The sequence below is a fragment of the Kutzneria sp. NPDC051319 genome, assembly GCF_040682195.1.
In the GTDB taxonomy this organism is placed as follows: Bacteria; Actinomycetota; Actinomycetes; order Mycobacteriales; family Pseudonocardiaceae; genus Kutzneria.
In genome coordinates, this window is sequence record NZ_JBFBAM010000006.1 from 89,897 (window position 1) to 113,835 (window position 23,939).

The 23,939-nt window shown below is 70.2% G+C and carries 22 protein-coding genes; 11 read left to right on the forward strand and 11 right to left on the reverse strand.

Annotated elements, in window-relative coordinates; translation table 11 throughout:
* Positions 1-26: 26 nt before the first annotated feature.
* Positions 27-710 (reverse strand): DUF2848 domain-containing protein, encoded by a 684-nt coding sequence (locus AB0M73_RS07795; RefSeq protein ID WP_363888265.1) that lies wholly within the window; start codon positions 708-710, stop codon positions 27-29.
* Positions 711-755: 45 nt separating this feature from the next.
* Here AB0M73_RS07795 and AB0M73_RS07800 point away from each other — a divergent pair, with 45 nt between their 5' ends.
* From AB0M73_RS07800 to AB0M73_RS07830, 7 genes are all read left to right on the forward strand, one after another.
* Entirely contained in the window at positions 756-2,033 is a 1,278-nt protein-coding gene (locus tag AB0M73_RS07800; protein ID WP_043725987.1) for an MFS transporter, read from the forward strand.
* Between the two features lie 60 nt (positions 2,034-2,093).
* On the forward strand, positions 2,094-2,885 hold the full coding sequence (locus tag AB0M73_RS07805; RefSeq protein WP_363888268.1) for an alpha/beta hydrolase: 792 nt from the start codon (positions 2,094-2,096) through the stop codon (positions 2,883-2,885).
* A gap of 114 nt (positions 2,886-2,999) precedes the next feature.
* On the forward strand, positions 3,000-4,181 hold the full coding sequence (locus AB0M73_RS07810; RefSeq protein WP_363888271.1) for a glycosyltransferase: 1,182 nt from the start codon (positions 3,000-3,002) through the stop codon (positions 4,179-4,181).
* A 91-nt stretch (positions 4,182-4,272) separates the two neighbouring features.
* A complete protein-coding gene (helR, locus tag AB0M73_RS07815; RefSeq protein WP_363888273.1) occupies positions 4,273-6,450 on the forward strand; it encodes an RNA polymerase recycling motor ATPase HelR in 2,178 nt (725 codons plus the stop codon).
* Between the two features lie 189 nt (positions 6,451-6,639).
* Positions 6,640-7,725 (forward strand): ATP-binding protein, encoded by a 1,086-nt coding sequence (locus AB0M73_RS07820; RefSeq protein WP_363888275.1) that lies wholly within the window; start codon positions 6,640-6,642, stop codon positions 7,723-7,725.
* Positions 7,718-8,806: a hypothetical protein gene (locus AB0M73_RS07825; protein WP_363888277.1), complete on the forward strand. Its 1,089-nt coding sequence runs from the start codon at positions 7,718-7,720 to the stop codon at positions 8,804-8,806. Before AB0M73_RS07820 ends, AB0M73_RS07825 begins: the two co-directional genes overlap by 8 nt.
* Positions 8,794-9,447, forward strand: a complete 654-nt coding sequence (locus tag AB0M73_RS07830) for a response regulator (RefSeq protein ID WP_363888279.1) — start codon at positions 8,794-8,796, stop codon at positions 9,445-9,447. The genes AB0M73_RS07825 and AB0M73_RS07830 overlap by 13 nt, the downstream gene beginning before the upstream one ends.
* Here AB0M73_RS07830 and AB0M73_RS07835 read toward each other — a convergent pair.
* The 4 genes from AB0M73_RS07835 to AB0M73_RS07850 form a co-directional block, all read right to left on the reverse strand.
* Positions 9,437-9,823, reverse strand: coding sequence for an MmcQ/YjbR family DNA-binding protein (locus tag AB0M73_RS07835; protein ID WP_363888281.1), 387 nt, complete (start codon positions 9,821-9,823; stop codon positions 9,437-9,439). The two genes, AB0M73_RS07830 and AB0M73_RS07835, sit on opposite strands and share 11 nt — an antisense overlap.
* Positions 9,824-9,991: 168 nt before the next feature.
* The gene (locus AB0M73_RS07840; RefSeq protein WP_363888284.1) at positions 9,992-10,975 is read right to left on the reverse strand and encodes an amidohydrolase family protein; all 984 of its coding nucleotides are present in this window, start codon (positions 10,973-10,975) and stop codon (positions 9,992-9,994) included.
* Positions 10,976-11,007: 32 nt separating this feature from the next.
* On the reverse strand, positions 11,008-11,589 hold the full coding sequence (locus AB0M73_RS07845) for a hypothetical protein (protein WP_363888286.1): 582 nt from the start codon (positions 11,587-11,589) through the stop codon (positions 11,008-11,010).
* Positions 11,590-12,067: 478 nt separating this feature from the next.
* Positions 12,068-12,811, reverse strand: coding sequence for an IclR family transcriptional regulator (locus AB0M73_RS07850; RefSeq protein ID WP_363888289.1), 744 nt, complete (start codon positions 12,809-12,811; stop codon positions 12,068-12,070).
* Between the two features lie 101 nt (positions 12,812-12,912).
* Between AB0M73_RS07850 and AB0M73_RS07855 the strand changes: the two genes are divergently transcribed.
* The 3 genes from AB0M73_RS07855 to AB0M73_RS07865 all read left to right on the forward strand — a co-directional run bounded on the left by AB0M73_RS07855 (position 12,913) and on the right by AB0M73_RS07865 (position 15,510).
* Complete coding sequence (locus AB0M73_RS07855; RefSeq protein ID WP_363888291.1) at positions 12,913-13,554, forward strand: hypothetical protein; 642 nt, start codon at positions 12,913-12,915, stop codon at positions 13,552-13,554.
* A 90-nt stretch (positions 13,555-13,644) separates the two neighbouring features.
* The gene (locus AB0M73_RS07860; protein WP_363888293.1) at positions 13,645-14,352 is read left to right on the forward strand and encodes a hypothetical protein; all 708 of its coding nucleotides are present in this window, start codon (positions 13,645-13,647) and stop codon (positions 14,350-14,352) included.
* A gap of 6 nt (positions 14,353-14,358) precedes the next feature.
* Positions 14,359-15,510, forward strand: a complete 1,152-nt coding sequence (locus AB0M73_RS07865; protein WP_363888296.1) for a hypothetical protein — start codon at positions 14,359-14,361, stop codon at positions 15,508-15,510.
* Here the strand turns inward: AB0M73_RS07865 and AB0M73_RS07870 are convergent.
* Together AB0M73_RS07870 and AB0M73_RS07875 are read right to left on the reverse strand one after the other, a co-directional pair.
* Positions 15,489-16,496 carry a LuxR C-terminal-related transcriptional regulator gene (locus AB0M73_RS07870; RefSeq protein WP_363888298.1) on the reverse strand — a complete coding sequence of 336 codons (1,008 nt, stop codon included), beginning with the start codon at positions 16,494-16,496 and terminating at the stop codon, positions 15,489-15,491. The two genes, AB0M73_RS07865 and AB0M73_RS07870, sit on opposite strands and share 22 nt — an antisense overlap.
* Before the next feature lie 13 nt (positions 16,497-16,509).
* The gene (locus tag AB0M73_RS07875) at positions 16,510-17,286 is read right to left on the reverse strand and encodes an SDR family NAD(P)-dependent oxidoreductase (protein WP_363888300.1); all 777 of its coding nucleotides are present in this window, start codon (positions 17,284-17,286) and stop codon (positions 16,510-16,512) included.
* A gap of 57 nt (positions 17,287-17,343) precedes the next feature.
* Here AB0M73_RS07875 and AB0M73_RS07880 point away from each other — a divergent pair, with 57 nt between their 5' ends.
* Positions 17,344-17,910, forward strand: a complete 567-nt coding sequence (locus tag AB0M73_RS07880; protein WP_363888302.1) for a TetR family transcriptional regulator — start codon at positions 17,344-17,346, stop codon at positions 17,908-17,910.
* 73 nt (positions 17,911-17,983) lie between these two features.
* Here the strand turns inward: AB0M73_RS07880 and AB0M73_RS07885 are convergent, their stop codons facing one another.
* Genes AB0M73_RS07885 through AB0M73_RS07900 form a run of 4 tightly spaced genes read right to left on the reverse strand, consistent with a single transcriptional unit; the run spans position 17,984 to position 23,931 of the window.
* Positions 17,984-20,749: a discoidin domain-containing protein gene (locus AB0M73_RS07885; protein ID WP_363888303.1), complete on the reverse strand. Its 2,766-nt coding sequence runs from the start codon at positions 20,747-20,749 to the stop codon at positions 17,984-17,986.
* 37 nt (positions 20,750-20,786) lie between these two features.
* The gene (locus AB0M73_RS07890) at positions 20,787-21,653 is read right to left on the reverse strand and encodes a carbohydrate ABC transporter permease (protein ID WP_363888306.1); all 867 of its coding nucleotides are present in this window, start codon (positions 21,651-21,653) and stop codon (positions 20,787-20,789) included.
* Complete coding sequence (locus AB0M73_RS07895; protein ID WP_363888309.1) at positions 21,650-22,576, reverse strand: sugar ABC transporter permease; 927 nt, start codon at positions 22,574-22,576, stop codon at positions 21,650-21,652. The genes AB0M73_RS07890 and AB0M73_RS07895 overlap by 4 nt, the downstream gene beginning before the upstream one ends.
* Positions 22,573-23,931, reverse strand: coding sequence for an ABC transporter substrate-binding protein (locus AB0M73_RS07900; RefSeq protein ID WP_363888312.1), 1,359 nt, complete (start codon positions 23,929-23,931; stop codon positions 22,573-22,575). The genes AB0M73_RS07895 and AB0M73_RS07900 overlap by 4 nt, the downstream gene beginning before the upstream one ends.
* Positions 23,932-23,939 lie beyond the last annotated feature (8 nt).

The window sequence follows — 23,939 nt, forward strand, 5'->3', positions numbered from 1 at the left end:
TACTCCGGCCGCCCGAAAGGACGCGCTTACGCGACCGGTTCCGGCAGGCGGCGGACGTCGTACTGGCAGCGGATGACGGCGCCGGTGGCGGGATCGCCCAGCTCGACGCGCCAGGAGGCGCCGAACTGGTCGACGCCGGGGTGCATGGGGATGGTGCCGGACAACAGGACGGTGCCGGGCGCCAGCAGGTCGCGGGAGCGCAGCGCGTCGAGCCAGTACTGCGGGGTGAGGAGCTCGGCGAGGGTGCCGCGCTGGATCTCGGTCCACGACTCGCCGTCGCTGACCCAGGCGGTGAGTGTCAGGGAGTCGATGCGGTCGGCGACGTCGGACAGCCGCCAGGCCTGCCGGCCGACGATGTCCGGCGCGGCCTGCTTGCTCCAGGCGACGCCGTGCACTTCGAGGTCGCGGTCGGTGTGGTCGCAGGCGACGGTCAACAGCACGTCGTCATGAGTGACGATCATGGCCCACTCGGCCTCGCCGGAGGTGTGCCCGTGCTGGGCGGGCACGGAGTCGGCCTGGCTGACGAGATAGGGCGCCACGGGGTAGAGGCACGGCGTGGTGGTCGGCGCGGGCACGCCGAGTTCGGCCAGCTCGGCGACGTGCGCGGCGACGTCGTCCTGGCTGCGTCCGGCGTAGCCGCCGTTCAGCGCGGACCGCACGAACACGGTGACTTTCTGGCCGTTGACCAGCTCAAACGTCAGTTCGCTCACGACTTCTCCCTTGCGCATGCATCTTGTATACATAGAATATGCCACATGGCTGACACCGCTGTTGACCGAAGGGCGCTGTGGCGGGCCTTCGCCGCGAGCCTGTCCGGGACCTCCCTGGAGTGGTACGACTTCGCGGCGTACTCGGTCGCCGCGGCCACCATCTTCGGCACGCTGTTCTTCCCCGGCGGCGATCCGCTGACCGCGACCATGCTGGCGTTCTCCACCTACGCCGTCGGCTACGTCGCCCGCCCCCTCGGCGGGGTGGTGTTCGGTCGGCTCGGCGACGTCATCGGCCGGAAACGGGTGCTGGTCAGCACTCTGCTGCTCACCGGCTTGGCGACCGTCCTCATCGGAGTGTTGCCGACCTACGCCGACATCGGCGGCACGGCGGCGATCCTGTTGGTGTGCCTGCGTTTCGTGCAGGGCGTGGGCATCGGCGGCGAGTGGGGCGGCGCGGTGCTGCTGTCCAGCGAGTTCGGCGAGCCGGAGCGGCGCGGGTTCTGGGCCTCGGCCGCGCAGGTCGGTCCGCCGGTCGGAAACCTGTTGGCCAACGGCGTGTTGGCCATCCTCGGCGTCGCGCTGACCGAGCAGCAGTTCCAGTCGTGGGGCTGGCGGGTGGCGTTCCTGTTGTCCGCCTTGCTGATCGCCTTCGGCCTGTGGATCCGTGTACGGCTGGAGGAGACGCCGATCTTCCGCGAGCTGGCCGAGCGCAACGAACGCCCGAGCGCCCCGGTCACCGAACTGTTCAAGCAGGAGCGGAAAGGCCTGCTCGCCGCCGTGCTGGCCCGGGTCTGCCCGGACGTGCACTACGCGCTGTTCACGGTCTTCGTGCTCACCTACATCCAGCAGCTCGGCATGCCCCGCGCTGTCGGTATGGCCGCCGTGCTCGTCGGTTCGGCGTTGCAGGTGGTGGCCATTCCGGCCTTCGGCGCTCTGTCGGACCGCGTCAACCGTCGCAAGGTCTACCTCGTCGCCGCCATCGCCGCCGCGATCTGGCCGCTGATCTTTTTCCCCGCGGTGGCCGGGAAATCCGTCCTGTGGGTGTTCGTCGGCGTGATCGTCGCGCTGCTGATCCACTCCGCGATGTACGGCCCGCAGGGCGCCTTTGTCGCCGAGCAGTTCTCCGTGCGGCTGCGCTACACCGGCAGCTCGCTGGCCTACACCCTCGCCGGCGTCATCGGCGGCGCCCTCGCCCCGCTGTTGTTCACGGCCTTGTTGGCGTGGACCGGAAGTTGGCCGGCGCTGGCCGCTTACGTCGCCGTCACCGCCGTGATCACGATCATCGGCCTGGCCATCGGGCGGGATCCGTTACCCGAGACGTAATGGCCAAACCGGCCGTCCCCCAGCAGGATTGCCCTCGTCAACGAGAGCAAGGGGGACAAGATGCCTTACGTGAACGGGATTTTCTATCGCGACCAGGGCGCCGGCCGGCCGGTGGTGTTCGTGACGAGCTGGGCGCTGAGCAGCAGCATGTGGCAGTACCAGATGCACCACTTGGCGGACAATGGTTTCCGCGCGATCGGTTACGACCGTCGCGGCCACGGCCGGTCGGACGATCCCGGCACGGGCTACGACTTCGACACGCTGGCCGACGACCTGGCGGCGCTGATCGAGCACCTCGACCTGACCGGTGTCATGCTGGTCGGGCACTCGATGGGCGGCGGCGAGATCGTGCGCTACCTGACCCGGCACGGCGAGAGCCGCGTGGCGAAGATCGTGTTGGTCGGCTCGACGGTGCCGTGCCTGCGGCAGCGGCCCGACAACCCGGACGGCATTCCGGCGACCGCCGGCGACGAGTTGCTGGCCCGGCTGCGGACCGACTTCGGCGGATGGGTCGATGAGAACGCCGAGCCGTTTTTCGGTGGGGAGTTGCCCCAGGCGACCAAGGACTGGGTGGTCCGGGAGTGCATGAGCGTCGACCTGCACGCGGCGATCGGTTGCGTGGAAACGAACATGACCGCCGACTTCCGGCCGGAGCTGCCCAAGATCACGGTGCCGGCGCTGGTGGTGCACGGTGAGCACGATGTGTCGGCGCCGCTGGACCTGTGCGGGCGGATCACGGCGGAGCTGATCCCCGGGGCCGAGTTGACGGTCTACAGCGACGCGGCGCACGCCCTGTTTCTCACGCACACCCAGCGCCTGAACGAGGATCTGCTGGCATTTGCCCAAAAATAAGGGCGGGGATCTCCCCGCCACTATCAACTTATAGCGCACCGGGGGTCTTGCCGCAAGACCCGGGTCCTGCCGCAGAATCGCCGTCGTACTCGGCGAAAAACGGGGGAAAACCAGGTGCGTGTAGTAGTGACGGGATTCGACTCGCGCGGCGGCGTGGAGCCGTTGGCGGCGCTGGCGGTTCGGCTGCGCGAGCAGGGGGCGGACGTGACGGTGTGCCTGCCGCCGGACAAGGAGTTCCAGCGGCGGCTGGCCGGCATGGGCGTGGCGATGGCGCCGTTCGGGCAGGAGGTGCGGCCGGCGGCGACGAGGCAAGGCCCGCCGGACCTGCCGCGGCGGGCGGCGGAGGTGATCGCCAACCAGCACGAGGTGCTGCTCAAGGCGGCCGACGGGGCCGACGCGGTGGTGGCGTCGGGGGTGATGCCGGCCTGTGCGGGGGCGAGGACGGTGGCGGAGAAGCTGGGTCTCCGGTACGTCTACGCGACGTTCCAGCAGCTCACCTTGCCGTCGCCATACCACCCGCCGATCGCCTACGTCGGCCGGCCGTTCCCGGCGGGCGCGGACATCCCGGCCATGTGGGACTGGGACCGCGACAGCATCAACCTCCTGTTCGGGGCGGCCGTCAACAACGACCGGGCCCGCCTCGGCCTGCCGGAGGTCGACGACGTCCGCGACTACGTGATCACCGATCGGCCGTTGCTGGCGGCGAATCCGGTGCTGAGCCCGTGGCGGGAGGCCGAGCTCCAGGTCGTGCAGACGGGGGCGTGGCTGCTGCCCGACGAGCGGCCGCTGCCGGCGGACCTCGCCCGCTTCCTGGACGGCGGCGAGCCGCCGGTCTACGTGGGCTTCGGCAGCATGCCCATGCACCAGGCGACCGACCTGGGCGAAGTCGTGGTGGAGGCGGTCCGCCGGCACGGCCGCCGCATGGTGCTGTCCCGCGGCTGGGCCGACCTCGAATCGGCCGGCGACGACTGCTTCGTCACGGGCGAGGCCAACCACCAGGCCCTGTTCCGCCGGTCGGCGGCCGTGGTGCACCACGGGGGAGCGGGCACGACCGTGACGGCGGCCTGGGCCGGCACGCCGCAGGTGGTGGTGCCGCAGGGCGCGGACCAGCCCCACTGGGCGAGCCGGGTGGCGGAGCTGGGCATCGGCGCGGCGCACGACGGTCCGGCGCCGACCGTGGAATCCTTGGCGGAGGCGCTGGGCACCGCCCTGGCTTCGAAGAAGAGGGCCGCCGCTGTCGCTGCGACAATTCCCACCGATGGGGCGGCGACGGCCGCGAAAATCGTGCTGGGTTGACACGGCATGGACAATAAAAAATCGGCGTATCCACACGAAGATGTGTGGTACCGCCGACTGTAGTTTTCAGTTTAGGCACTGTGAGGGGCTTGTGTCAACTCAGGGGTACGAGGACGAATTGCGGTCCGAGCGGGAGTACGTGGCCGACCTCTACGCGCGCCTGGACGCCGAGCGCGTGCGGGTGAAGGCCCGGCACAAGGCCGCGCTGCTGGGGACGGGCGGCACGGCGCTGGAGCGGGACGACGAGGTGCGGGCGATGGGCCGCGAGGCCAAGCGCCTGGACGTCGCCGACAACGGGCTGTGCTTCGGCCGGCTCGACACCCAGCAGGGCGAACGCCTGTACATCGGGCGGCTCGGCCTGTTCGACGAGGACGACGACTACCGGCCGGTGCTGCAGGACTGGCGGGCCCCGGCGTCGCGGCCGTTCTACGTGGCCACCGGGGCCAACCCGGAGGGCATGCGCCGCCGGCGCCAGTTCCACACCCGCGGCCGGCGGATCGTCGAGTTCACCGACGAGGACCTCGGCCGCCCCGGCGACGACGCCAGCGGCGACGCGGCCCTGCTGGCGGCGGTCAACGCCCCGCGTGGCGAGGGCATGCGGGACATCGTGGCGACGATCCAGTCCGAGCAGGACGAGATCATCCGCCTCGACAACCCGGGCGTGCTGGTGATCGAGGGCGGCCCGGGCACCGGCAAGACCGTGGTGGCGCTGCACCGCGTCGCCTACCTGCTGTACACGCAGCGGGAGCGGATGGAACGCCACGGCGTCCTCGTGGTCGGCCCCAATCCGGCCTTCCTGAACCACATCAGCCGGGTCCTGCCGTCGCTGGGCGAGTCCGACGTGGTGTTCGTGACGCCCGGGGACTACGTGCCGGGCCTGCGGGTCACCGCCGAGGACACGCCGGAGGCGGCGCGGGCCAAGGGGTCTCTCGCGATCGTGGGCGTGCTCAAGGCGGCCATCGCCGACCGCCAGCAGGTGCCGGAGGAGCCGATCCCGATCGAGCTGTCGGGCATCACGCTGCGGATCGACGCCTCGGTCGCGGAGTGGGCGATCGAGGAGGCGCGGGCCGCCGACCTGCCGCACAACGAGGCCCGCGACGTGTTCACCGACATCATCACCTACGTGCTGACCGAGCGGGCGCTGGGCCGGCTGACCAAGGGCTGGCTGTCCCGCAGCGACAAGGAGGAGTGGGAGAGCCAGCGCCGGCACCTGACCAAGCAGCTCGCCGAGAACGAGCGGTTCACGGACGCGCTGAACGCGCTGTGGCCGATGCTCACCCCGCAGTCCCTGTTGCAGCCGCTGTACGAGTCCAAGGCGCGGCTGGGCCGGGCCGGCGCGGACCCCGCCCTGTACCGGGCGCAGGGCGACGCGTGGACGGTGTCGGACGTGCCGCTGCTGGACGAGCTGGTGGACCTGCTCGGCCGGGACAAGACCGCCGACCGCGCGGCCGCGGCGGTCGCGGCCCGCACGCAGCGTGAGGCGGCCGAGTACGCCGAGGCCGTCATGGGCATGCTGGAGATGGACCGCGAGGAGATCTCCGACGACTACTCGCTGCTGGCCAAGGACGTGGTCAACGCCATGTCGCTGGCCGAGCGCCAGGACGAGGTCGACACCCGGGACCTGGCCGAGCGGGCCTCCGCCGACCGTGACTGGACCTACCGGCACGTGGTGGTGGACGAGGCCCAGGAGCTGTCCGAAATGGACTGGCGGGTGCTGATGCGGCGCTGCCCCAACCGGTCGTTCACCATCGTCGGCGACCTCGCGCAGCGCCGGTCGGTGTACGGCGCCACCACCTGGGGGGAGATGCTGAAGCCGTATGCGGCCGACCGCTGGGCCTACCGGTCGCTGACCGTCAACTACCGCACGCCGGCCGAGATCATGGCCGTGGCGGCGTCGCTGCTGGCCGAGTTCGCGCCGGGCGTCCAGCCGCCGGACTCGGTCCGCGCCTCGGGCGTGGCGCCGTGGTCGCGGAAGGTCACCGCGGACGAACTTCCCGGCGCCATCGAGGAATTCGTTCGGGACGAGGCCGGCCGTGAGGGCACGAGCGTGGTGATCGGGCCGCCCGGGACGCCGGGCACGGTGCCGGCCTCGGAGACCAAGGGCCTGGAGTTCGACGCGGTGCTGGTGGTGGATCCGGACCGGATCCTGGCCGACGGCCCGCGTGGGGCGGCCGAGCTGTACGTGGCGCTGACCCGGGCCACGCAACGGCTGGGGGTGCTGCACCAGGGGCCGCTGCCGTCGGCGCTGGCCGGTCTCGTCGAGGGGTAGGAAGTCAGACGGGCTCGGCGCACAGATTCGCCGAGCCCATCTTCCCCTCTTCGATACTGCTCCCCCGCGGACAGCTCCTCGCCCCGGTGTCCCCCCGCAAGCGGTTCCCCGTCCGACATCAACGATGCGCCATACTCCGTGCCGATGATGTCGGGTGAACACCCCACACGTGGGTCGGTCGAGGGACAGTTGACGCGCGCCGCGCTGCGCATTCTGGCGGTGGCGCGGCTGGTCGTCGCCCTGGTCGGGGGCCTTTTGGGTGTGATGTCCGCACCGTCGGGCCACGAGCTGCGCACCACGGTGATCGTGATCACCGTCTCGGCGTGGAGCGTGCTGTACGCGAGGTGGCTGTGGCAGGGGCCGCCGCCCGGCCTGGCCTGGGCCGACGTGGCGGTGCTGAGTGTGGTCGGGTTGTTGCAGCCGTGGACGGTGCCGCCGCTGTCGGTCGGCAACGGCCAGGGCTGGGTGATCACCCTCGTGTCGGTCGCGGTCGTGTTCCACCAGTGGCACACCAAACCGGTGTCGGGCCTGGTGTCGGCGTCGGTGGTGACCGTGGCGTTTCTGGTCGGGGCATGGTGGACCGCGCCGGATCTGTGGGTCGGTGCGGCGGCGATCGGGGCGTGGACGCCCGTGCAGGCGATCCTTTCCCGTGTCCTGAACACACTTCTCATACAGGCGGCGCGGGCGGCCGACGTGCAGGAATCCCGGGCGGTGGCGGCGCGGCGCGAGGCCGCCGTGGCGGAAGCCGTCCGTGCCGACGAACGCGCGAACGCCGCGATGCTCCACGACACGGCGGCGACAACGTTGCTGATGGTGGGGCTGGGCGAGGTCGGATCGAGCCGGCAGTGGGTTCGTGAACAGGCCGGGCGGGATCTCGATGCGTTGGCCGGCGAGAACCTCGACGTCGCCGAGGGAGACGCGTTGCCGGCTTTGCTGGAGGTCGTCCACGCGAGCCGGGTGGCCGTCGACCTGACCGCGCCGGATGCTTTGCCGCTGCCCCACGAGATCGCCACGGCCGTCCGCGGCGCGTTGCGGGAGGCCCTGAACAACGTGATCCGGCACTCCGGCGAAACCTCGGCGACGGTGGTGATCACCGTCGATTCGGTGGTGATCACCGACCGTGGCAAGGGATTCCGCCCCGAGAGCGTGCCCGAACGGCGCCGCGGCGTGGCCAACTCCATCGTCGACCGCCTCGCCGCGGCCGGCGGCCGGGCCGTGATCACCTCCGCGCCGGGCGAGGGCACCACCGTGCGGCTGGAGTGGGATCGTGGCTGACACCGTGCAGCGGATGCGAGGACGCCTCAGGATCGCCATCCTGATCGTCGCCACCGCCGACCTGACCGCGCTCGACCTGCCGGCGCTGATCACGCACCTGGACGTGTACCTCGTCGCGTGGCCGGTCGTGGCCGCCTACCTGACGTTGATCGCGCTGCTGGCCACCGAAGGCGTGCTGATCGTGCGCGGCCGGTCGTGGGGCGCCTGGCGCTGGCCCGCCCTCGGTCTGACGCTGGCGATCTCGGTGCTGGTCAACGCCCTCATCCCGGTGGCCGAGGTGCCGGGCTATGCGAACTGGCCGATCGACGCCATCGGCTGGATCGCCGTCATCCTGCTGGTCGACCACCACCTGGGCGTGCTGCTGGCCGTGCTGGCGGCGCACTTCGCCACCAACTTCGTGCACCTCGCCCTCGGCGGCGACCTGACACCGCTGGTGCTGATCAACGTCGGCACGGACGTCGTGACGATCGGCGCGTTCCAGGTCACCGCCGGCGCGGCGACGTGGATGTGCCGGTACGCCGCGCGAACCGCCGCCCGCGCGACTGAGGCGGAGGCGGCGGTGCGGGCGTCCGAGGCGATTGCGGCACGCCTGCACGAAGACCGTCGCCGGCGCTCGCTGGAACTGGACGCCGAGGTGCGGCCGCTGCTCACGGGCCTGGCCGACGGCTCGCGCGACCCGGCGGCCGACCAGACCCGCCGCGACTGCGCCATCGCCGCCGCCCGCATGCGGCGGCTGTTCGCCGAGGGCGACGACGTCGACGACCACCTGCTGCACGAGCTCAAGGCGTGCGTGGACATGGCCGAGCGGCGGGGAGTCCTGGTCGACCTGTCGACGCAGGGCAGCTGGCCCGGGCTCTCCCTGGCCGTGCGGCGAGGGTTGACCGAGGCGCCGGTGCGGGTACTGAGCACCGCACGGAATTGGGCGCGCGTTACGGTTCTGGGCACAGATTCGGGCGTATCGGTCAGCGTGGTCGCCGACGGTGACGCGGCGGGCATTCCCGCGCGGGCCGACGGCGCCGTGATGATCACCACCGTTGAGGACGAGGACCGCCTGTGGGTGAAAGCGACGTGGCAGAGCTGATTACCGCGATGATCATCGACGACCACCCCGCGATCACGGCCGGGGTGAAGGCGTGGTGCGCGGCCGCCACACCCCCGGTCGAGCTGATCGACGCCGACGGCCGGATCGGCCGGGCCTGGACCGAGCCCGGCGCCTCGGCGCGGGTGGTGATCTTCGACCTCCAACTCGGCGGGCCGCCGGCCTTCCGCGAGCTGGAGCGGCTGGTCGACGCCGGCCGGCAGGTGATCGTCTACTCCCAGCGCTCCGACCGCGACACCGTGCTGACCTGCCTCGACCTCGGCGTGTTCACCTATCTCACCAAGGCCGAGGGGCCCGACCACCTGATCCCGGCGATCCGGGCCGCCGCCGCGGACCTGCCCTACACGTCGCCGTCGCTGGGCGGCGCGATCAGCACCGACCGCCGGCCCAGCCGCCCGCAGCTGTCCGAGCGGGAGATGGAGACGCTGGTCGCGTGGTTCGAGTCCGACTCGAAGCGTCTGGTGGCCGGCAAACTCGGCGTGTCGATCAAAACCGTGGAGACCTACATCGACCGGGTGCGGATCAAGTACGCCAACACCGGCCGGCCCGCCCGGACCAAGGCGGCGTTGGTGGAGCGGGCCATTCAGGACGGGCTGATCGGCATGGAGGACCTCACCGGCTGACCTTGCTCCGGCGGCGCGGCAAGGCCTTGGCCACCTTGGCGAACGGCAGCTCGTCGGCCAGCTCCTCCGGCGCGCTCAGCCGCCACGCCTCGTACACCAGCTCGGCCAGCTCGTCGGCCTCGACGCCGTCCAGGTACACCACGACCCAGCCGAAGCCGCCCGAGGTGTACTGCTCCTCGAACACCTCGGGACGTTCGGACACCAGCGCCTGCTGCTCGGTGATGGTCTGCTTCAGGCCGACGGTCTCGGTCCGCGGCCAGTAGTAGCCGAACCGCTTGCCGCGCACGCTGAACGAGGTCCAGTCGTGCGCCTGCGAGCTCTCCACCTCGGCGAGCGCGTCCACGACCCGGTGGAACACGGCGCTGCTGACTCCCATTCGTCGGAGTCTACGCAGGGGGCCCGACAGCCGAAGCCCCCGCGAGTCCCGCTCAGCGTCACACCGAAAGGGCGAATCCGTTTCGTGCTTTCGGTATGACGCTAGCCGGGACTCGCGGGGGTGTCTGAACCGGTTTCATGGGTGTCCGAGAGCGGGACTCGCGGTGGGTCAGGGGGCGAGGTTGAATTCGCGGAGGGCGTTGGTGCGGCCGATCTTGTGGCGGTCGGTCTCGCTGATGGCGGCCGAGTCGAACCAGCGGGCGGCGTGGTCGACGTTCTCGAAGGGCCAGTCGGTGGAGAACAGGATCCGGTCCGAGCCGAGGGCCATGACGGCCGACACCAGGGTCTGGGTGGTGAAGTTGCCGGACGTGGTGATCAGGAAGTTGGCCAGGAAGTAGTCGGCCACCGCCCGCCGCGCCCGGTAGCCCGGCGCCCGCCGGCCGTGCCAGGCGTTGTGGTTGTCCAGCCGCCACAGGCCATAGGGCAGGTTCTCGCCCAGGTGCCCCAGCACGATCCGCACGCCGGGATGGGCGTCGAACAGGCCGGAGCCGATGAGCCGCAAGGCGTGCACGGCCGTCTCGTGGCCGAAGGCCCAGGCCGGGCCGAGCAGCCACTGGTGCTCCCCGTACACCCGGGCGTCCCGCGGCAGCGGATTGCGCGGGTGCAGGTAGAACGGCACGCCCAGGCGCTCGACCTCGGCCCAGAACGGCCGGTAGCCGTCGGTGTCGTAGTGAGTGGTGGAGCCGTCCTCGTCGATCTCGGAGAAGCCGTTCACCAGCGCGCCGACGAAGCCGAGGTCGACAACCGCGCGCCGCAACTCCTCGGCAGCCGCCTCTGGATCCTGCATCGGCAGGGCCGCGAAGCCACGGAACCGGTCCGGCCGTTTCGCGACCTCTTCGGCCAGGAAGTCGTTGGCCCGGCGAGCGAGGTCCACGGCCTTGGCGGTGTGCGGAACGGCCTGCACCGCCGGCGAGTTCAGCGACAGCAGCATCAGCTCCACGCCGTTCTCGTCCATCTCGCGCACCCGCCGGTCCTGGATGTCCAGCAGCCGGGACCGCAGCTCCGGCCAGGACTCCGCCGGCGCGTACGGCTGCGAGTCGCCGATCGTCTCCTCGGTCGCGAAGTGCTCCTCAAGCGCGATCTTCCCCAGCACGGTCGTTCTCCTCTTCTCGGCGCGTGGTCGGATCAGACGGAAACGCGGTCCTCGATGAGCTGGCGGCGGACCCGTCCCGGGTTGTAGAGGGCGGCGATGTGCGCGCCGAAGATCAGGTGCCACAGCCACACCGCGAACGGGAACTGCCAGCCGTGGCCGAACGAGAGGATGCCGAAGCCCTTGCCCGGGGCGTAGACGAACGGCACCAGCAGCGTGATCGCGATCAGCGTCAGGATCGTGCAGAACACCTGCGCCTTCAGGAAGTTGCCGGCCTCGGTGTCCCGGAACGGCAGCCCCGGGTGGGCCAGGAAGGCGAACACCAGCGTGAACGCCATGCCGTCCAGGTAGTGCATGAACTGCCCCACCGCGTACGAGGCCGCCGTGCCCTCCGGTGTGTTCGGCGCCGCCACGATGCCGTTGTGCAGTGGCCAGGGCAGCTCCGGCAGCCCGATCGCCGGCATGAAGTAGCCCAGCGTGGTCGCCATCTGGGTGGCGACGAACCCGACTACCAGCACCGACGCCACCGGGTGCCGGGCACACCAGCGGAACCACACCTTGTCGGCCCGCGCCTCCGGCACCGGCTCGACGGACACCTCGACGACGCTCGTGGACATGACCGTTCCTCCCGCCGTTGGGATTCACCAATGTGGAGCGAGCTTACGAGTAGTGAATCCCGCTGTCGAGACCCGCCCGCTGCTCGATTCGAGTGACCCACCCCCGACGGCCCTGCCGCCGCCCCCGCTTAGCGAAGGCAAACGTCACATGCGCTCCGCACTTGCCTCCAGGCGCCACCTGGGGAGCGCATGTGGCGAAAAGGAGGGGGTGGCGGGAGGGGGTGCCGAGCGCGCGGCGGAAAAGGCGAGGAGGCGGTGGCGGGGGAGAGGTGCGCGCGGCGGAAGGGGGAGTGGGGGAGAGGTGTGGAGCGCGCACGAAAGGGTCGCGGCCAGCCCGCGGCGGAAGGGGAGTGGGGGAGAGGTGTGGAGCGGGCACGAAAGGGTTGCGGCCGGCGCGCGGAGGTAAAGGCGGTGGAGGCGGGAAGGCGTGGAGCGCGCGGCGGTGAAGGTGTCAAGGCGTGGAGGGCGCGGGCAGGGGCTAGGCGGCGCCGCCGAGTTCGGCGGACATGCGGGTGGTGGTCTCGACCAGGTCGGCGGTGACCGCCGACAGCTCCGAGGCGTCGGTGCGGGACGGCAGGGCCAAGGCCACGGCCAGGGGCAGCGACGCCGTCAGGACTGGGGCGGCGACGGAGGTGACGCCGGGGATCATGGCCTCGCTGGTGTGGGCGAATCCGTGGTCGAGGACGGCCTGCCGGGCGGCGGCCACGCCGGCGGGGTCGTGGTCGCCCAGGAGGGGAGCGGTCAGCGCCGAAGGCAGGTGGGCGAGGAAGACGAGACCCACCGACGACGTGGTCAGGGGCATGGTGGCGCCGATGCGGATGGTGATGGGCAGCGGATGGACGCCGTACTCCCAACGCACGAGCACGGGACCGTGATCACCCCACACGGCTAGGTTGACGGCATGAGAGGTGCGGTCGCGCAGCGACGGCAGGTACTCGGAGGCGAGGCCGACCTCGTCCATGCGGCGCAGGGACTCGACGCCGAGGCGGCGGGCGGCGGGGCCGAGGTCGTAGAGGCCGGAGCTGCGGGCCTGGGCGACGAGCCCGGCGCGGCTGAGGCTGACCAGGTAACGATGGGCCTTGCTGGTCGCCATGTCGCAGGCGGCGGCGATCTGGGTCAGGCTCATCGGCCCCCGCCCCCGCTCGATGGCGTCGAGCACGGTCATCGCGATCTCGACGGACTGGATGCCCTGGCGGTCGTCCGCGCCGGATTGTGCTGCCACGCGAGCACTATAGGGCGGCCTCGAAGCGTCTACAGTGGACGGTCGGGGCAACCGTCTAGCACATCTAGACGATATGAGACCGTCTAGCTACTCTAGACGGCATGGATCCGAACAACCCGGTCGTGCAGCTGTGCGGCCAAGGCATGCAGGCCGAGGCGCAGGGCCGGGCGGACGAGGCGCGGGAGCTGTTCCACCAGGCCTGGGCGGTGGCGACGGACGACTTCGAGGCCTGCGTGGCGGCGCACTACGTGGCCCGCCACCAGGACACGCCCGAAGGTGTCCTGCACTGGAACACGGTCTGCCTGGAACGGGCCGATCGGGTCGGCGACGAGCGGGTGACCGGCTTCTATCCGTCGATGCACCTGAACCTGGCCCGAGCGAACGAAGAGCTGGGCAACGCGGACAAGGCCCGCGAGCACTACCAGCGGGCGGCGGACTGCGGCGACGACGCGCTGTCCGGGCCGTATCGGGACGGGATCCGCTACGCGGTGGCCAAGGGGCTGCGGTCGACGTCCGAGTCGGAAGCGCTCAGGGAACTGCTGGCCAAGCTGTGTGCCCGGGCCGATCTGACGGCGCTGGGCCTGCTGCTGCCGTCGTACCTGGGCGACCTCGGCGGCGCGCAGGACCGGGTGGCGCTGCTGACGGCGTTGCAGATGGTGCACGCGGGCCGCTCGCTGCCCGAAGACGAGCAGGCGATCCTCGGACGGGCGATCACCGAGGTCACGGCGTCCGCAAAGGACTGAGCGGGGCCGACATGGCGGAGTTGCGACGTGTCGTGGTTCGGACACGCCGGCCCGGTGACAAAGCGCCGTCGACTGGCCAATCCTGGGCAGATGCATCGATTCCTGGGACGAGCACTGCTCGCGATGGGGCTCTCCGTGGCGCTGGCCGTGCCGGCGACCGCGGCGAAGGCCCCGTCATGGCTGTCGATGGGCCCGAACGCCAGCGGCGGCTATCTGGCGTTCACACCGGCGGCGCCGTCGAGACTCTACGTCCTGCCGGACGGGGCCCGCGCGGTCTTCCGCAGCGACGACCACGGCGTCACCTGGGCGCCGCCGACCCCGTTCGCGTCGGGCGTGAGCGGCACGCACCTGGCGGCGGATCCTCGTGACGCCAACGTGGTCTACGTGGCGGCGAGCCAGCTGGGCGGCGGTCAGGGCCACATCTACCGCAGCACCGACGGCGCGAAGACGTTCCGGCCGGTGCTGAACGACAAGGCCGACATCACCGACGTCACGGTGCTGGGCCGCCGGGTCTACGCCGCCGGGGTGTCCGGTGTGTTCAGCAGCGACGACCGTGGCGCGCACTGGGCATTGCTGCCGGGTTCGCCGGCCGGCGCCAAGCGGCTGGTCGCGGATGGCACTGCGCTGTTCGTCGGCACGGACAACGCCGTGTTCCGCATCGAAGGGTCCAAGACGACGAAGCTGCCCGTGCCGGGCGACATCTTCGTGGAGCACCTGGGCGCCCACGGCCAGCTCGTGGTGGCGTCGCAGGAACGGGACGGCAGCGCGGTGATCTCCACCGACGGCGGCCGGAGCTAGCGGGGGATGACCGGTCCGTGGGGCACGGACTGGGTGAGCTTCCTCGGCGTCACGCCGAGCGGCGACATCCAGGCGCAGACGCTGGAGCCGTCGCCGGACGGCCCGAACGCCGGCAAGAACACCTGGGTCAGCCACGACAACGGCCGGCACTGGACGTCCGAGCCGAAGGCGCTGCCGACCCTGGACCTGTACGCGGACCTGGGCAGCTTCCCGGACCGCCCGCACGAGCTGGTGATCAGCGCGGCCGCCGGCATCTACACCACCACCGACTCGGCCCGGTTCCGCCGCATCGGCGTGCCGGCCGTGAGCGTCGGCGCGATGGCGATCTCCGGGTCGTCGCTGGTCGCCGGCACTTCGGTGGACAGCTACCGCTCGACGAGTTCGATGGCCGCGAAACCCCCGACCGGCTACCAGGACTGGGGTTGGACGGGCAAGGCGCCGGCGACGATCGGCAACGTGATCGGCGGAGTGGCGGCGCTGCCGGGCAAGGATGTTGTGCGGGTGCGCATCGGCTTCTGTCCCGACGAGTGCATCTGGCTGGAACGGTCGCACGACAACGGAACCAGCTGGCAGCAGCAGACCAGCCCGGTGCCGGGGTCGTCGCGGTCGATCGCCGTGGATCCCGGCGACCCGAACAAGCTCTACATCGCCACCTACCTCACCGGCGCCAGCCTGTACACCAGCACGGACGGCGGCAAAACCCTGACGCCGCAAGCATATGACGGTGCCGAGGGCGCCTGGGCCGTGGCGGCCGGAGCTGGCAACGAGGTGTGGATCGCCACGCCCAAGGGTCTCTTCCGCAGCACCGATTCCGGCGTGACCGCGACCAAGGTCCTCGACGGCAACGTGAAGAACGTCGCCGTGACCGGCCGGCAGGTCGTCGCGGTGGGCGACGGCCTGGTCAAGATCAGCCGTGACGGCGGCAAGACTTTCGCCGCTGCGCAAGGGGTTCCTGCCGCCGACTACGATGCCGTCACCGTCGGGACGGACGGATCCCTTTACGTGGGATCGAGTTCCGGCCTGTTCCACGGCGACGGCCAGCACTGGACCGAGCTGACCGGCCTGCCCGACCACGAGGTCCGGTCGCTGCTGGCCACCCGGGACTGGCTGTTCGTCGGCACGGGCAGCAGCGGCGTTTACCGCCTGGCAGTGCGCTGATCGGACGCCGCCGGGCTCGCCACGGGCCCGGCGGCGCCGTCCAACCAGCCGAGTTTGCCGATCTGCCACGACAGCTGCATCCGATTGCGGACATCGACCCGGCGCATCAGGTCCTGCACCCGCCGCTGCACGGTCCGCTGGCTGACCTGGAGCTGCGTGGCGATGGACTTGTCGCTGACGCCGCCGATGAGCAGCGAAAGCAGCCGCGCCTCGTCGGCGGTGAGCGGACCGCCGTTGCCGTCGATGTGCACTGGCGCGGCTCGGTTCCAGTAGTTCTCGAACAGGGCGATGAGCGCCGTCAGCAGACTCGTGCCCTCCACCAGGGCGGCGGTCGGCTCGCCATCGGCCTCGTCGCCGAGCGGGCACAGCGCCACCTTGCGATCGGCGATGGCCAGCCGGACCGGCACCGTGTCCACGGTCCGTGCCTGCTCGCCGGCTCGGATGCCGTCGGCCAGGCCTTTGAGCGCACCGGGTTCCCCGAGCAGAGCCGACTCGTAGACGACCTGGTAGCGCACGCCGCGGGCGAGGGCCCGGAACTCCTCCTCGTTCTCCGCCGACGTCATGGCGATGGGGTTCGTGCGGCAGAACCAGAGCATCTCGGTGCGGGCCTCGCGCTGGAGCTGCATCGCCTGCTGCCGGATCGCCTCCGCGCCGGTCAGCACCTCTACCAGCTGCGTGGAATCCCGCCGCCGCACGTCCTTGCGGTACTGCTCCGCCAGCTGGCCGACGGCGGCCCGCGCCCGTTCCAGCTCGGCCTGGCCGTGCACGAGCAGCGGGCCGAGGGCGACGTCCGGCGGCGCTGGCACGTAGTGGCCGCCGACCCGGCTGATCAGGCCCTTGTCCAGCAGATCGTCGAGCAGCGGGGATAACGCCGACGGCGTTATGTCGAGCTGTGTGGCGATCTCCGACGGCCCCGCCCGGTGTCCGAGGACAACCGCCCGGTACACCCGTTCCTCGGCCGTGGTCAGGCCCAACGCCTCCAGCATTCGGCCAGGATAATCAGGCCACCGACCGGATCGCGCCGCCGTCCACGCGCAGCGTCGCGCCGCTGACGTAGTCGGCGTACGGGCTGCAGAGGTAGGCCACCGCGCCGGCGATCTCCTCGGGCCGCCCGTACCGGCCGATGTCGTTGGGCACGAAGTCGCGGACCGAGTTGGCCTCGATCTCCGCCCACTCGGAACCCCAGCTATGGCTGGGCGCGAGGCCGATGAGCAGCTCCCGCGTCGCCTCGGCCAGTATCGCGCCCGGGGCGACGACATTGGACGTCACGCCGGTGCCCGCCAGCTCCCGGGCCAGCGAGACCGCGAGGTTGTGCCGGGCGGCGAGGGTGGCGTTGTAGTGCGGCTGCATGGCCATCGGCTGCACGGCCAGGCCGCCGCCGATCTGGATCACCCGGCCCCAGCCGCGGGCCGTCATGCCCGGCACCAGGCGGTGGATCATGCGGATCCCGGCCACCACGTTCACGTTGTACGTGTCCTGCCACCGTTGCGGGGTCGACTCGTGCCAGCCGACGGTGTCGTAGGCGCCGGCGTTGTTCACCAGCACGTCGATCTCCCCGGCCGCCTCGGCCACCGCGTCCGCGCCGGCATCCGTGGCCAGGTCGCCGAGCGCGACCGACGCCCCGATCTCCCGTGCCACGGCCTCGGTGCGCTGCCGGTCGCGCCCGTGCACGACCACCTCGGCGCCTTCTTCGGCCAGCAGCCGGGCGATCGCCTCGCCCAGCCCCGAGCTCGATCCCGTCACCAGCGCTCGACGGCTCTTCAGCTTCAGATCCATGATTACTCCCGATGGTGTCTACACCCGTAGACTTGAGCATAGTCTACACTCGTAGACATGGTTCATCGGCGGGATGCGGCGGCAACGCGGGAGGCGATCCTGCGGGCCGGGGTGGAGGCCTTCACCCGGTCCGGGTACGACGGCGTCGGCGTGCGGGAGATCGCCGCGTCGGCCGGCGTGACGGCGATGCTCGTGAACCGCTACTTCGGTTCCAAGGAGGGGCTGTTCGCCGAGGTCGTGGACGTGTCCGTGGCCGAGCGGACCGTGCTGGGCAGCGACCCTCGCACCCTGGCCCGGGACATCGCCTCGGCCCTGGTGCGCCGCACCGCCCCCGAGGCCGACACCCTCGACCCCTTCTTGCTGGCGCTGCGCTCGGCCGCCAACCCCCGCGCCGCCGAGATTCTCCGTGCCGGCATCGAGAAGCACGTGGAGAAACACGCGTTGGAGGTCTCTGGAGCCCCTCGTCCCAACGTGGCCATCGCACTGGCGTTGATCAACGGCTTCTGGTTGATGCGCAAGGTGATCGGCAGCACCGCCCTCAACGAGGCCGACGAGCCCACCCTCGCCGAAACCCTGCAACAACTGTTCCAGATCCTGCTGAGCACCCCCGCGAGTCCCGCTTAGCGTCACACCGAAAGCACGAAACCGTTTCACGCATTCGGTGTGACTGTGGGCGGGACTCGCGGGGGTGAACGGGTTAGTTCGAGCCGTAGAGGGCCAGCTCGCTGACGGCCATCTGGCCGCCGGCCTGGCCGCCGTCGTCGGGGCGGTCGGCGACGACCTTGATGTAGCGGGCCTTGACGGGCTGGTCGAGGCCCACGCCGGTGACGCCGCCGGCGGCGTCGACGCGGCGGGCGACGGTCCAGAAGGTGGAGCCGTCGAGGGAGACGTCGATGTGGAACCGGGTGGCGAACTTGTCGGCCGGCATGGTCAGGGCCACGACGTCGACGGACTGGGCCTTCTGCAGGTCCACCTGGTACGACCAGCGGTAGCGCTGCGTGGCCTGGGTCCAGGTGTCGGGGTTGCCGTCGGTGCCCAGGGCGGGGGTGGAGTTGGGCTGCATGAGGGCCTGGGTGCCGTCGATGAAGTAGGCCTGGGCGGGCTTGTTCAAGGCGGCGTTGTCGGGGCCGGCGGCGCAGGCGGCGAAGGCGCCGACCTCGCTGATGGCCATCTGGTCGCCGCGCTGGCCGCCGTCGTCGGGCTTCTCGGTGACGATGCGCAGGTACCGGGCGGTCACGGGAGTGGCGAAGTCGACCGGGACGGTGCCCCAACCGCTGCCGTGCACGGAACCGACGGTGGTCCACGCCGTGCCGTCGGTGGAGGCGTCGACGTGGAAATCGGTGGCGAAGTGCGGCTGCGGCATGCCGACCGTCACGTAGCCCAGGGACTGCGACTTCTGTAGGTCGACCACGAGCTGCCACTTGAACTGCCCGCTGGCCTGGACGTAGGTGGCGGGATTTCCGTCCGTGGCATAGGAAAGCTGCGACTCGGGCTGGAGCTGTGCGGTGCTGCCGTCGAGGAACTGAGCCTGCACGGGCTTGCCGGCGGCCAGGTTCTTCGGTGCGGTGCCGGCCGGGGCCGTGGTCAGGGACTTGTACTGCGCCTCAAGGCCGGCGTTGGCCAGCAGCGAGGCGGGCACGCCGGTGCCGTCGAACGACACCTGGTGGTTGTTGGCCAGTGTCAGGTCGGTCGGGTCGCCGGCCGGGAAGTCGGGAGTGGTGTGCTCGTAGTAGTTGTCGGTGAACAGGAAGTCCCCGTACGGGTTGTTGGCTTCCTTGCTGCCGCCGAACGAGTTGGTGTCGTTGCCGAACTCGGCGTTGCCGGTCTCGGTGATGTGCCAGCTGCCGCCGTCGGTGTAGATGGAGTGGCCGAAGCCGGCGCCGTTGCGCACCACGTTCCCGCTGATCAGCAGGCCGTTGGCCAACGTGGTGCCCTCCTGCCCGACCACGTAGATGCCGCCGCCGTCGATGTGCGTCTGGAGGTGGTCGAAGATCAGGTTGTTGGTGATCTTGTTGCCCTCGGTCCTGGTGCCGGGGTTCCAACCCCAGCCCCACGCCGAGCTGATGCCGCTGTAGGGCACGTCGTTGACCTGGTTGTGGGTCACGGTGTCGTACCGGGTGTAGCCCTGGAAGATGCCGACGCCGCCGGTGTACTCGACGGCCACGTGGTGCACCCAGTTGTCGGCGATGGTGTTGTTCGCCGGGATCACGTTGAGGTCGGCGGGAGTGGCGTCGGCACCGTTGCCGATCTCGATGCCGTTGGACGAGATGTCGGTGAACACGTTGCCGGTGATCGACGAGTTGTGCACGTACTGGCCCAACTGGAGGCCGGCCGCGCCCAGGTGCTGGAAGGCGTCACCCTGGATGGACAGGCCGTCGGTGTGGTCGAACACCACGTTGCCCGGTGTCATGGTCCAGTTTCCGTACGGACAGGTGCCGGGATTGGTCTGCGAGAACCGGTTGCACGAGCCCTGCCGGTCCCAGGCGCTCGGGCCGGTGAGACGCATGTTGGCCTGCACCTCGGAGAAGCCGTCGGGGCCGCTGGACTCGGTCCACCCTCCATACTGGACTGTGATGCCCTTGAGGCTCAGTCCGCGCAACGGGTTCGACACCGAGCCGGTGCCGGAGACCACGGTCTGCAGGCGCGGGATCTCGACGTCGGCGGCCCGCAGGTCCTGGCCCTCACGCGGCATGTAGTACAGCGTGTGCGACGGCTTGTCCAGGTAGAACTCGCCCGGGTTGTCGAGCAGCTCCTTGGCGTTCTCCACATAGGACGGCTGGTCGATGTTGACGCCGTAGGGCTTCTTGGTGGAGTTGTCGAAGCACGGCTGCTTCATCGTCACCGTGGTGCCGGCCACCGAGGCGACGCCGCAGCGCACCTCGGTCCAGCTGACCTCGTAGACGAACTCGATGTCCGACGGGTTGTGCCAGCCGGCGATCGTGGTGGTGGAGGTGGTGTAGCCGGTGGCGGTGCGGCTGAAGCCGGTCGGGTTCGGCCCGGAGGCGCGATTGGCCCGCACGCCGTCCACGTACAGCTGCCGCGTGTCGGTGCCGGCCGGCACATTCGCCGACCAGATGCCGCCCGTGCCCTGCTTCCAGCCGTTGACCTGCTGGCCGCCGCTGATCACCGGGTGCGCGCCCGGCGCGGCCTGGTAGGTCACGGTGTGCCCGCCGGTCGCGGAGTCGCCCGCGGCGGCGTCGAAGCTGAACGTCTTGTCCAGCCGGTAGGTTCCGTCGGCCAGCACCACCGTGATGTCGGACGACATCGACGGCGAGGCCTTGCGGACCTTGCCCTGGGCGGTGAGCAGCGAGCAGGGGGTGGCGGCCGTGCAGGCCGAGCCCTGGCCGCCCGGGGCGGCGTAGAAGGTCGTGCTCGATGCCGCAACAGCGTCCGATGTGGACACGGCGACCGCGCCGGCCGCCATGAGCACGGCTAAGGCCGCGCCCAGAAAACGGTGGTGCATGGACACTCCCGAGACGTCGTTGGTCGAGAAGGGACGGTCATTCCTTGGTGGCCCCGGCGAGCATCCCCGACACGAGGGTGCGCTGGGAGAACAGGAACAGCACCAGCACCGGCAGCACGGCGATGATGATCGCCAGTGCCAGCTCGGGGCTGGTGATGTTCAGGCCGGCGCCGGCGACCGGGTTGAACGACGGCGTCGACGACAGCAGCTGGTTGAGCCCCACCTGGATCGGGAACCCGTCGCTGTTGGGCAGCACCAGGTAGGGCAGGAAGAAGTTGTTCCAGTTGCCGACGAAGCTGAAGAACGCCACCAGGCCGACGACCGGCGTGGCCAGCGGCAGCGCGATCCGGGTGAAGATCTGCCACTCGGTGGCCCCGTCCAGCCGCGCCGCCGACAGCAGCTCCCGCGGCAGGCTGGTGGCGAAGTAGATGTACACCAGGTACACCCCGAACGGGTAGAACGAGAACGGCAGGATGATCGACCACGCGGTGCCGATCAGGTGCACCAGGTTCAGCTCCAGGAACACCGGCAGCACCAGCGCGGCCGACGGCATGATCATGACGATCAGAGTCACCGTGAGCAGCAGCTTGCGGCCGCGGAACTTGGTCAGCGCCAACGCATAGCCGGCGGGAATGCTGGTGATCAGCGTGACGATCAACGCACCGACCGCGTACACCGCGGAGTTGCGCAGCCACACGAACAGCACGCCGTCCTGGAAGCTGGTCAGGTGCTGCCAGGCCACGCCGATGTTGGCGAACGACCCGAACGACAGCGGCGACTCGCCGGCCAGATCCGCCGCCGCCTTGGTCGGCGCGAGCAGCAGCCACAGCGCCGGCAGCACGAAGAACACCAGCAGCACCACCAGAACCAGCGCCACCAGGGTCAGTCCGACCACACGTTTCATGACTCATCCACCTTGAACAGCCCAGACCGCGTGACCAGCAGCCCGGCCCCGGCCAGGCCGATCACCAGCAGCACCAGGGAGATCGCGGCGGCCCCGTTGAAGTCGCCGTGCTGGAACGCGTACGAGTAGGCCAGCTGGTTGGGCGACCAGGTCGGGCTGACCCGGCCCAGCGACGCCGTCTGCAGCAGCTGCGGCTCCACGAACAGCTGGGTGCCGGCGGCGAAGGCCAGGATCACCATGTAGACGATCCACTTGCGGATCATCGGGATCTGGATGTGCAGCGCCATCCGCCACGGCCCGGCGCCGTCCATCCGGGCCGCCTCCAGCACCTCCTGCGGGATGTTGTTCAGCGCTCCGTACATCACCACGATCCAGCCGCCCGCGCCGGTCCAGAACGCGATCAGCGCGAAGATCAGCGACAGGTGGCCGGGGGCCAGCACCTCGGCGAAGGTGGTGAGCCCCAACGAGCTGAGCAGCCAGTTGACCGGGCTGACCGACGGGTCGAGCATGAACAGCCACACCAGCACGCTGGCCACGCCGGCGAGCGCGCCCGGGATGTAGTACAGGAACCGCAGGGCCGCCGACACCGGCGCCGGCATCCGGCTGCGCAGCACGATCGCCATGCCGACCGTCAGCACCACGATGAGCAGCAGCCAGAACACCAGGTACACCAGGATGTTGCCGAACGCCGGCCAGAACCGGTAGTCCTGGATCACCCGGAGGAACTGGTTCAGCCCGGTGAACTGCCCGCGCACGTTGGTGAAGGCCAGGTACACCGCGTACAGCGTCGGCAGCACGCCGAAGGCCAGCAGCAGCACCACATATCCGCTGACGAACAGCGGGCCGGAGAGGCCGCCCTCCCGGGCTCGCCGCACCATGGCGCGGCGAGCCGGGACGACGACCGGAGTGTCGAGAGCTGTCACTTCGTGGTCACCGTGTATCCGACAGACTTGGCCTCGCTGGCGATCTCGCTCTGCCAGGCGGGAAGCGTCTCGGTCAGCGTCTTGCCGGCAGTCACCGCGGGCAGCACGATGCTGGACCACGCCGTGGCGTCGCTGAACTTCGTGTTGCCCCAACCGGTCCACACCTCGTTGGCGGCGTGCTGGAACGGGCCGGACACGTCGGTGGCGAAGTAGTCCTTGTTGGCCGGGTTGGCCAGCCAGGCCTTGGCTCCGGGGGAGTAGGCCGGATAGGTCGGCGCCGCCTTGAGGTTGTCGTCGGAGGTGGTCAGCCAGGTCGTCAGCGCGGCCGCGGCCTTGAGGTTCTTGCTGTGCGAGGACACCATCCACACGCCGCCGCCGACGTTGCCGGTGAACGTCTGCGACTCACCCTGCCACTTCAGCGGGGCCGCGGCGGCGATCTGCCCGGCCGGAGTCTTGAAGGCCGAGTTGAACAGGTACTGGCCGTACCAGGACGGGCCATAGGCCATCAACACCTTGCTGCCGTAGTCCTTGGCGAAGCCCTGCCCGAAGAACCCCTGCTTGCTCACGGATCCGGCCTTGATCAGATCGTCCAGCAGGCCGGCCATCTTGGTGCAGTGCGGATCCTGGAGGTCGGACCGCAGCGTCTTGGCGTCGGTCAGCTGCTGGGCCGGGCACTGCGCGGACCAGAAGTACGACTCGTGCGAGTTGGTGTCGCCGATCGCCCCGACCAGGTAGCCCGGGTGCTCCTTGGCCACCTTCTCGCCCAGCGCCTGGTATTCCTCCCACGTCGTGGGCACCTGGTAGCCGAACTGGTCCAGCAGGGACTTGTTGTACCAGAGCACGACCTGGGCGATGTCGTTGCGCTCGCAGTAGGTGTGGCCGTTGTACTGGCACGGGGCCAGCGAGCCGGTGGCGAAGTTCTTCAGCGTGTCGGCCGGCACCAGGCCTTCGTCGACAGGCGCAGCGAACGCCTGCGCGCTCGGGCTCGTCGGCTGGGAAGCCCACGTGACATCGGTCGGCGACGCGAAAACCGCGTCGGGCCAACCACTTCCGGTTCTGTCGAACAGCTGTACCTTGGTCTGGAGATAGGTGGAGCCGTCGGCCGAACCGTCGTAGGTGACGATGTCCATCGGCACGGTCGGGTTGGCCTTCTGGTAGGCCTGCACCGAGGGCAGCCGTGTGGAGTCGGTCCACACGGTGATCTTGGCGTTGGCGTCCTGGGGCTGGGGCGTGAAGCTCGCCGCGGTGGTTTCGGTGGCGGCGTTGGGATCCGCGCTGGCGCAGGCGCCGGCGAGCACGCCGGTGGCGAGCACGGCCGTGAGTGCGTGGACGAGGCGGCGCTGGGATGACTTCATTGTCGGTC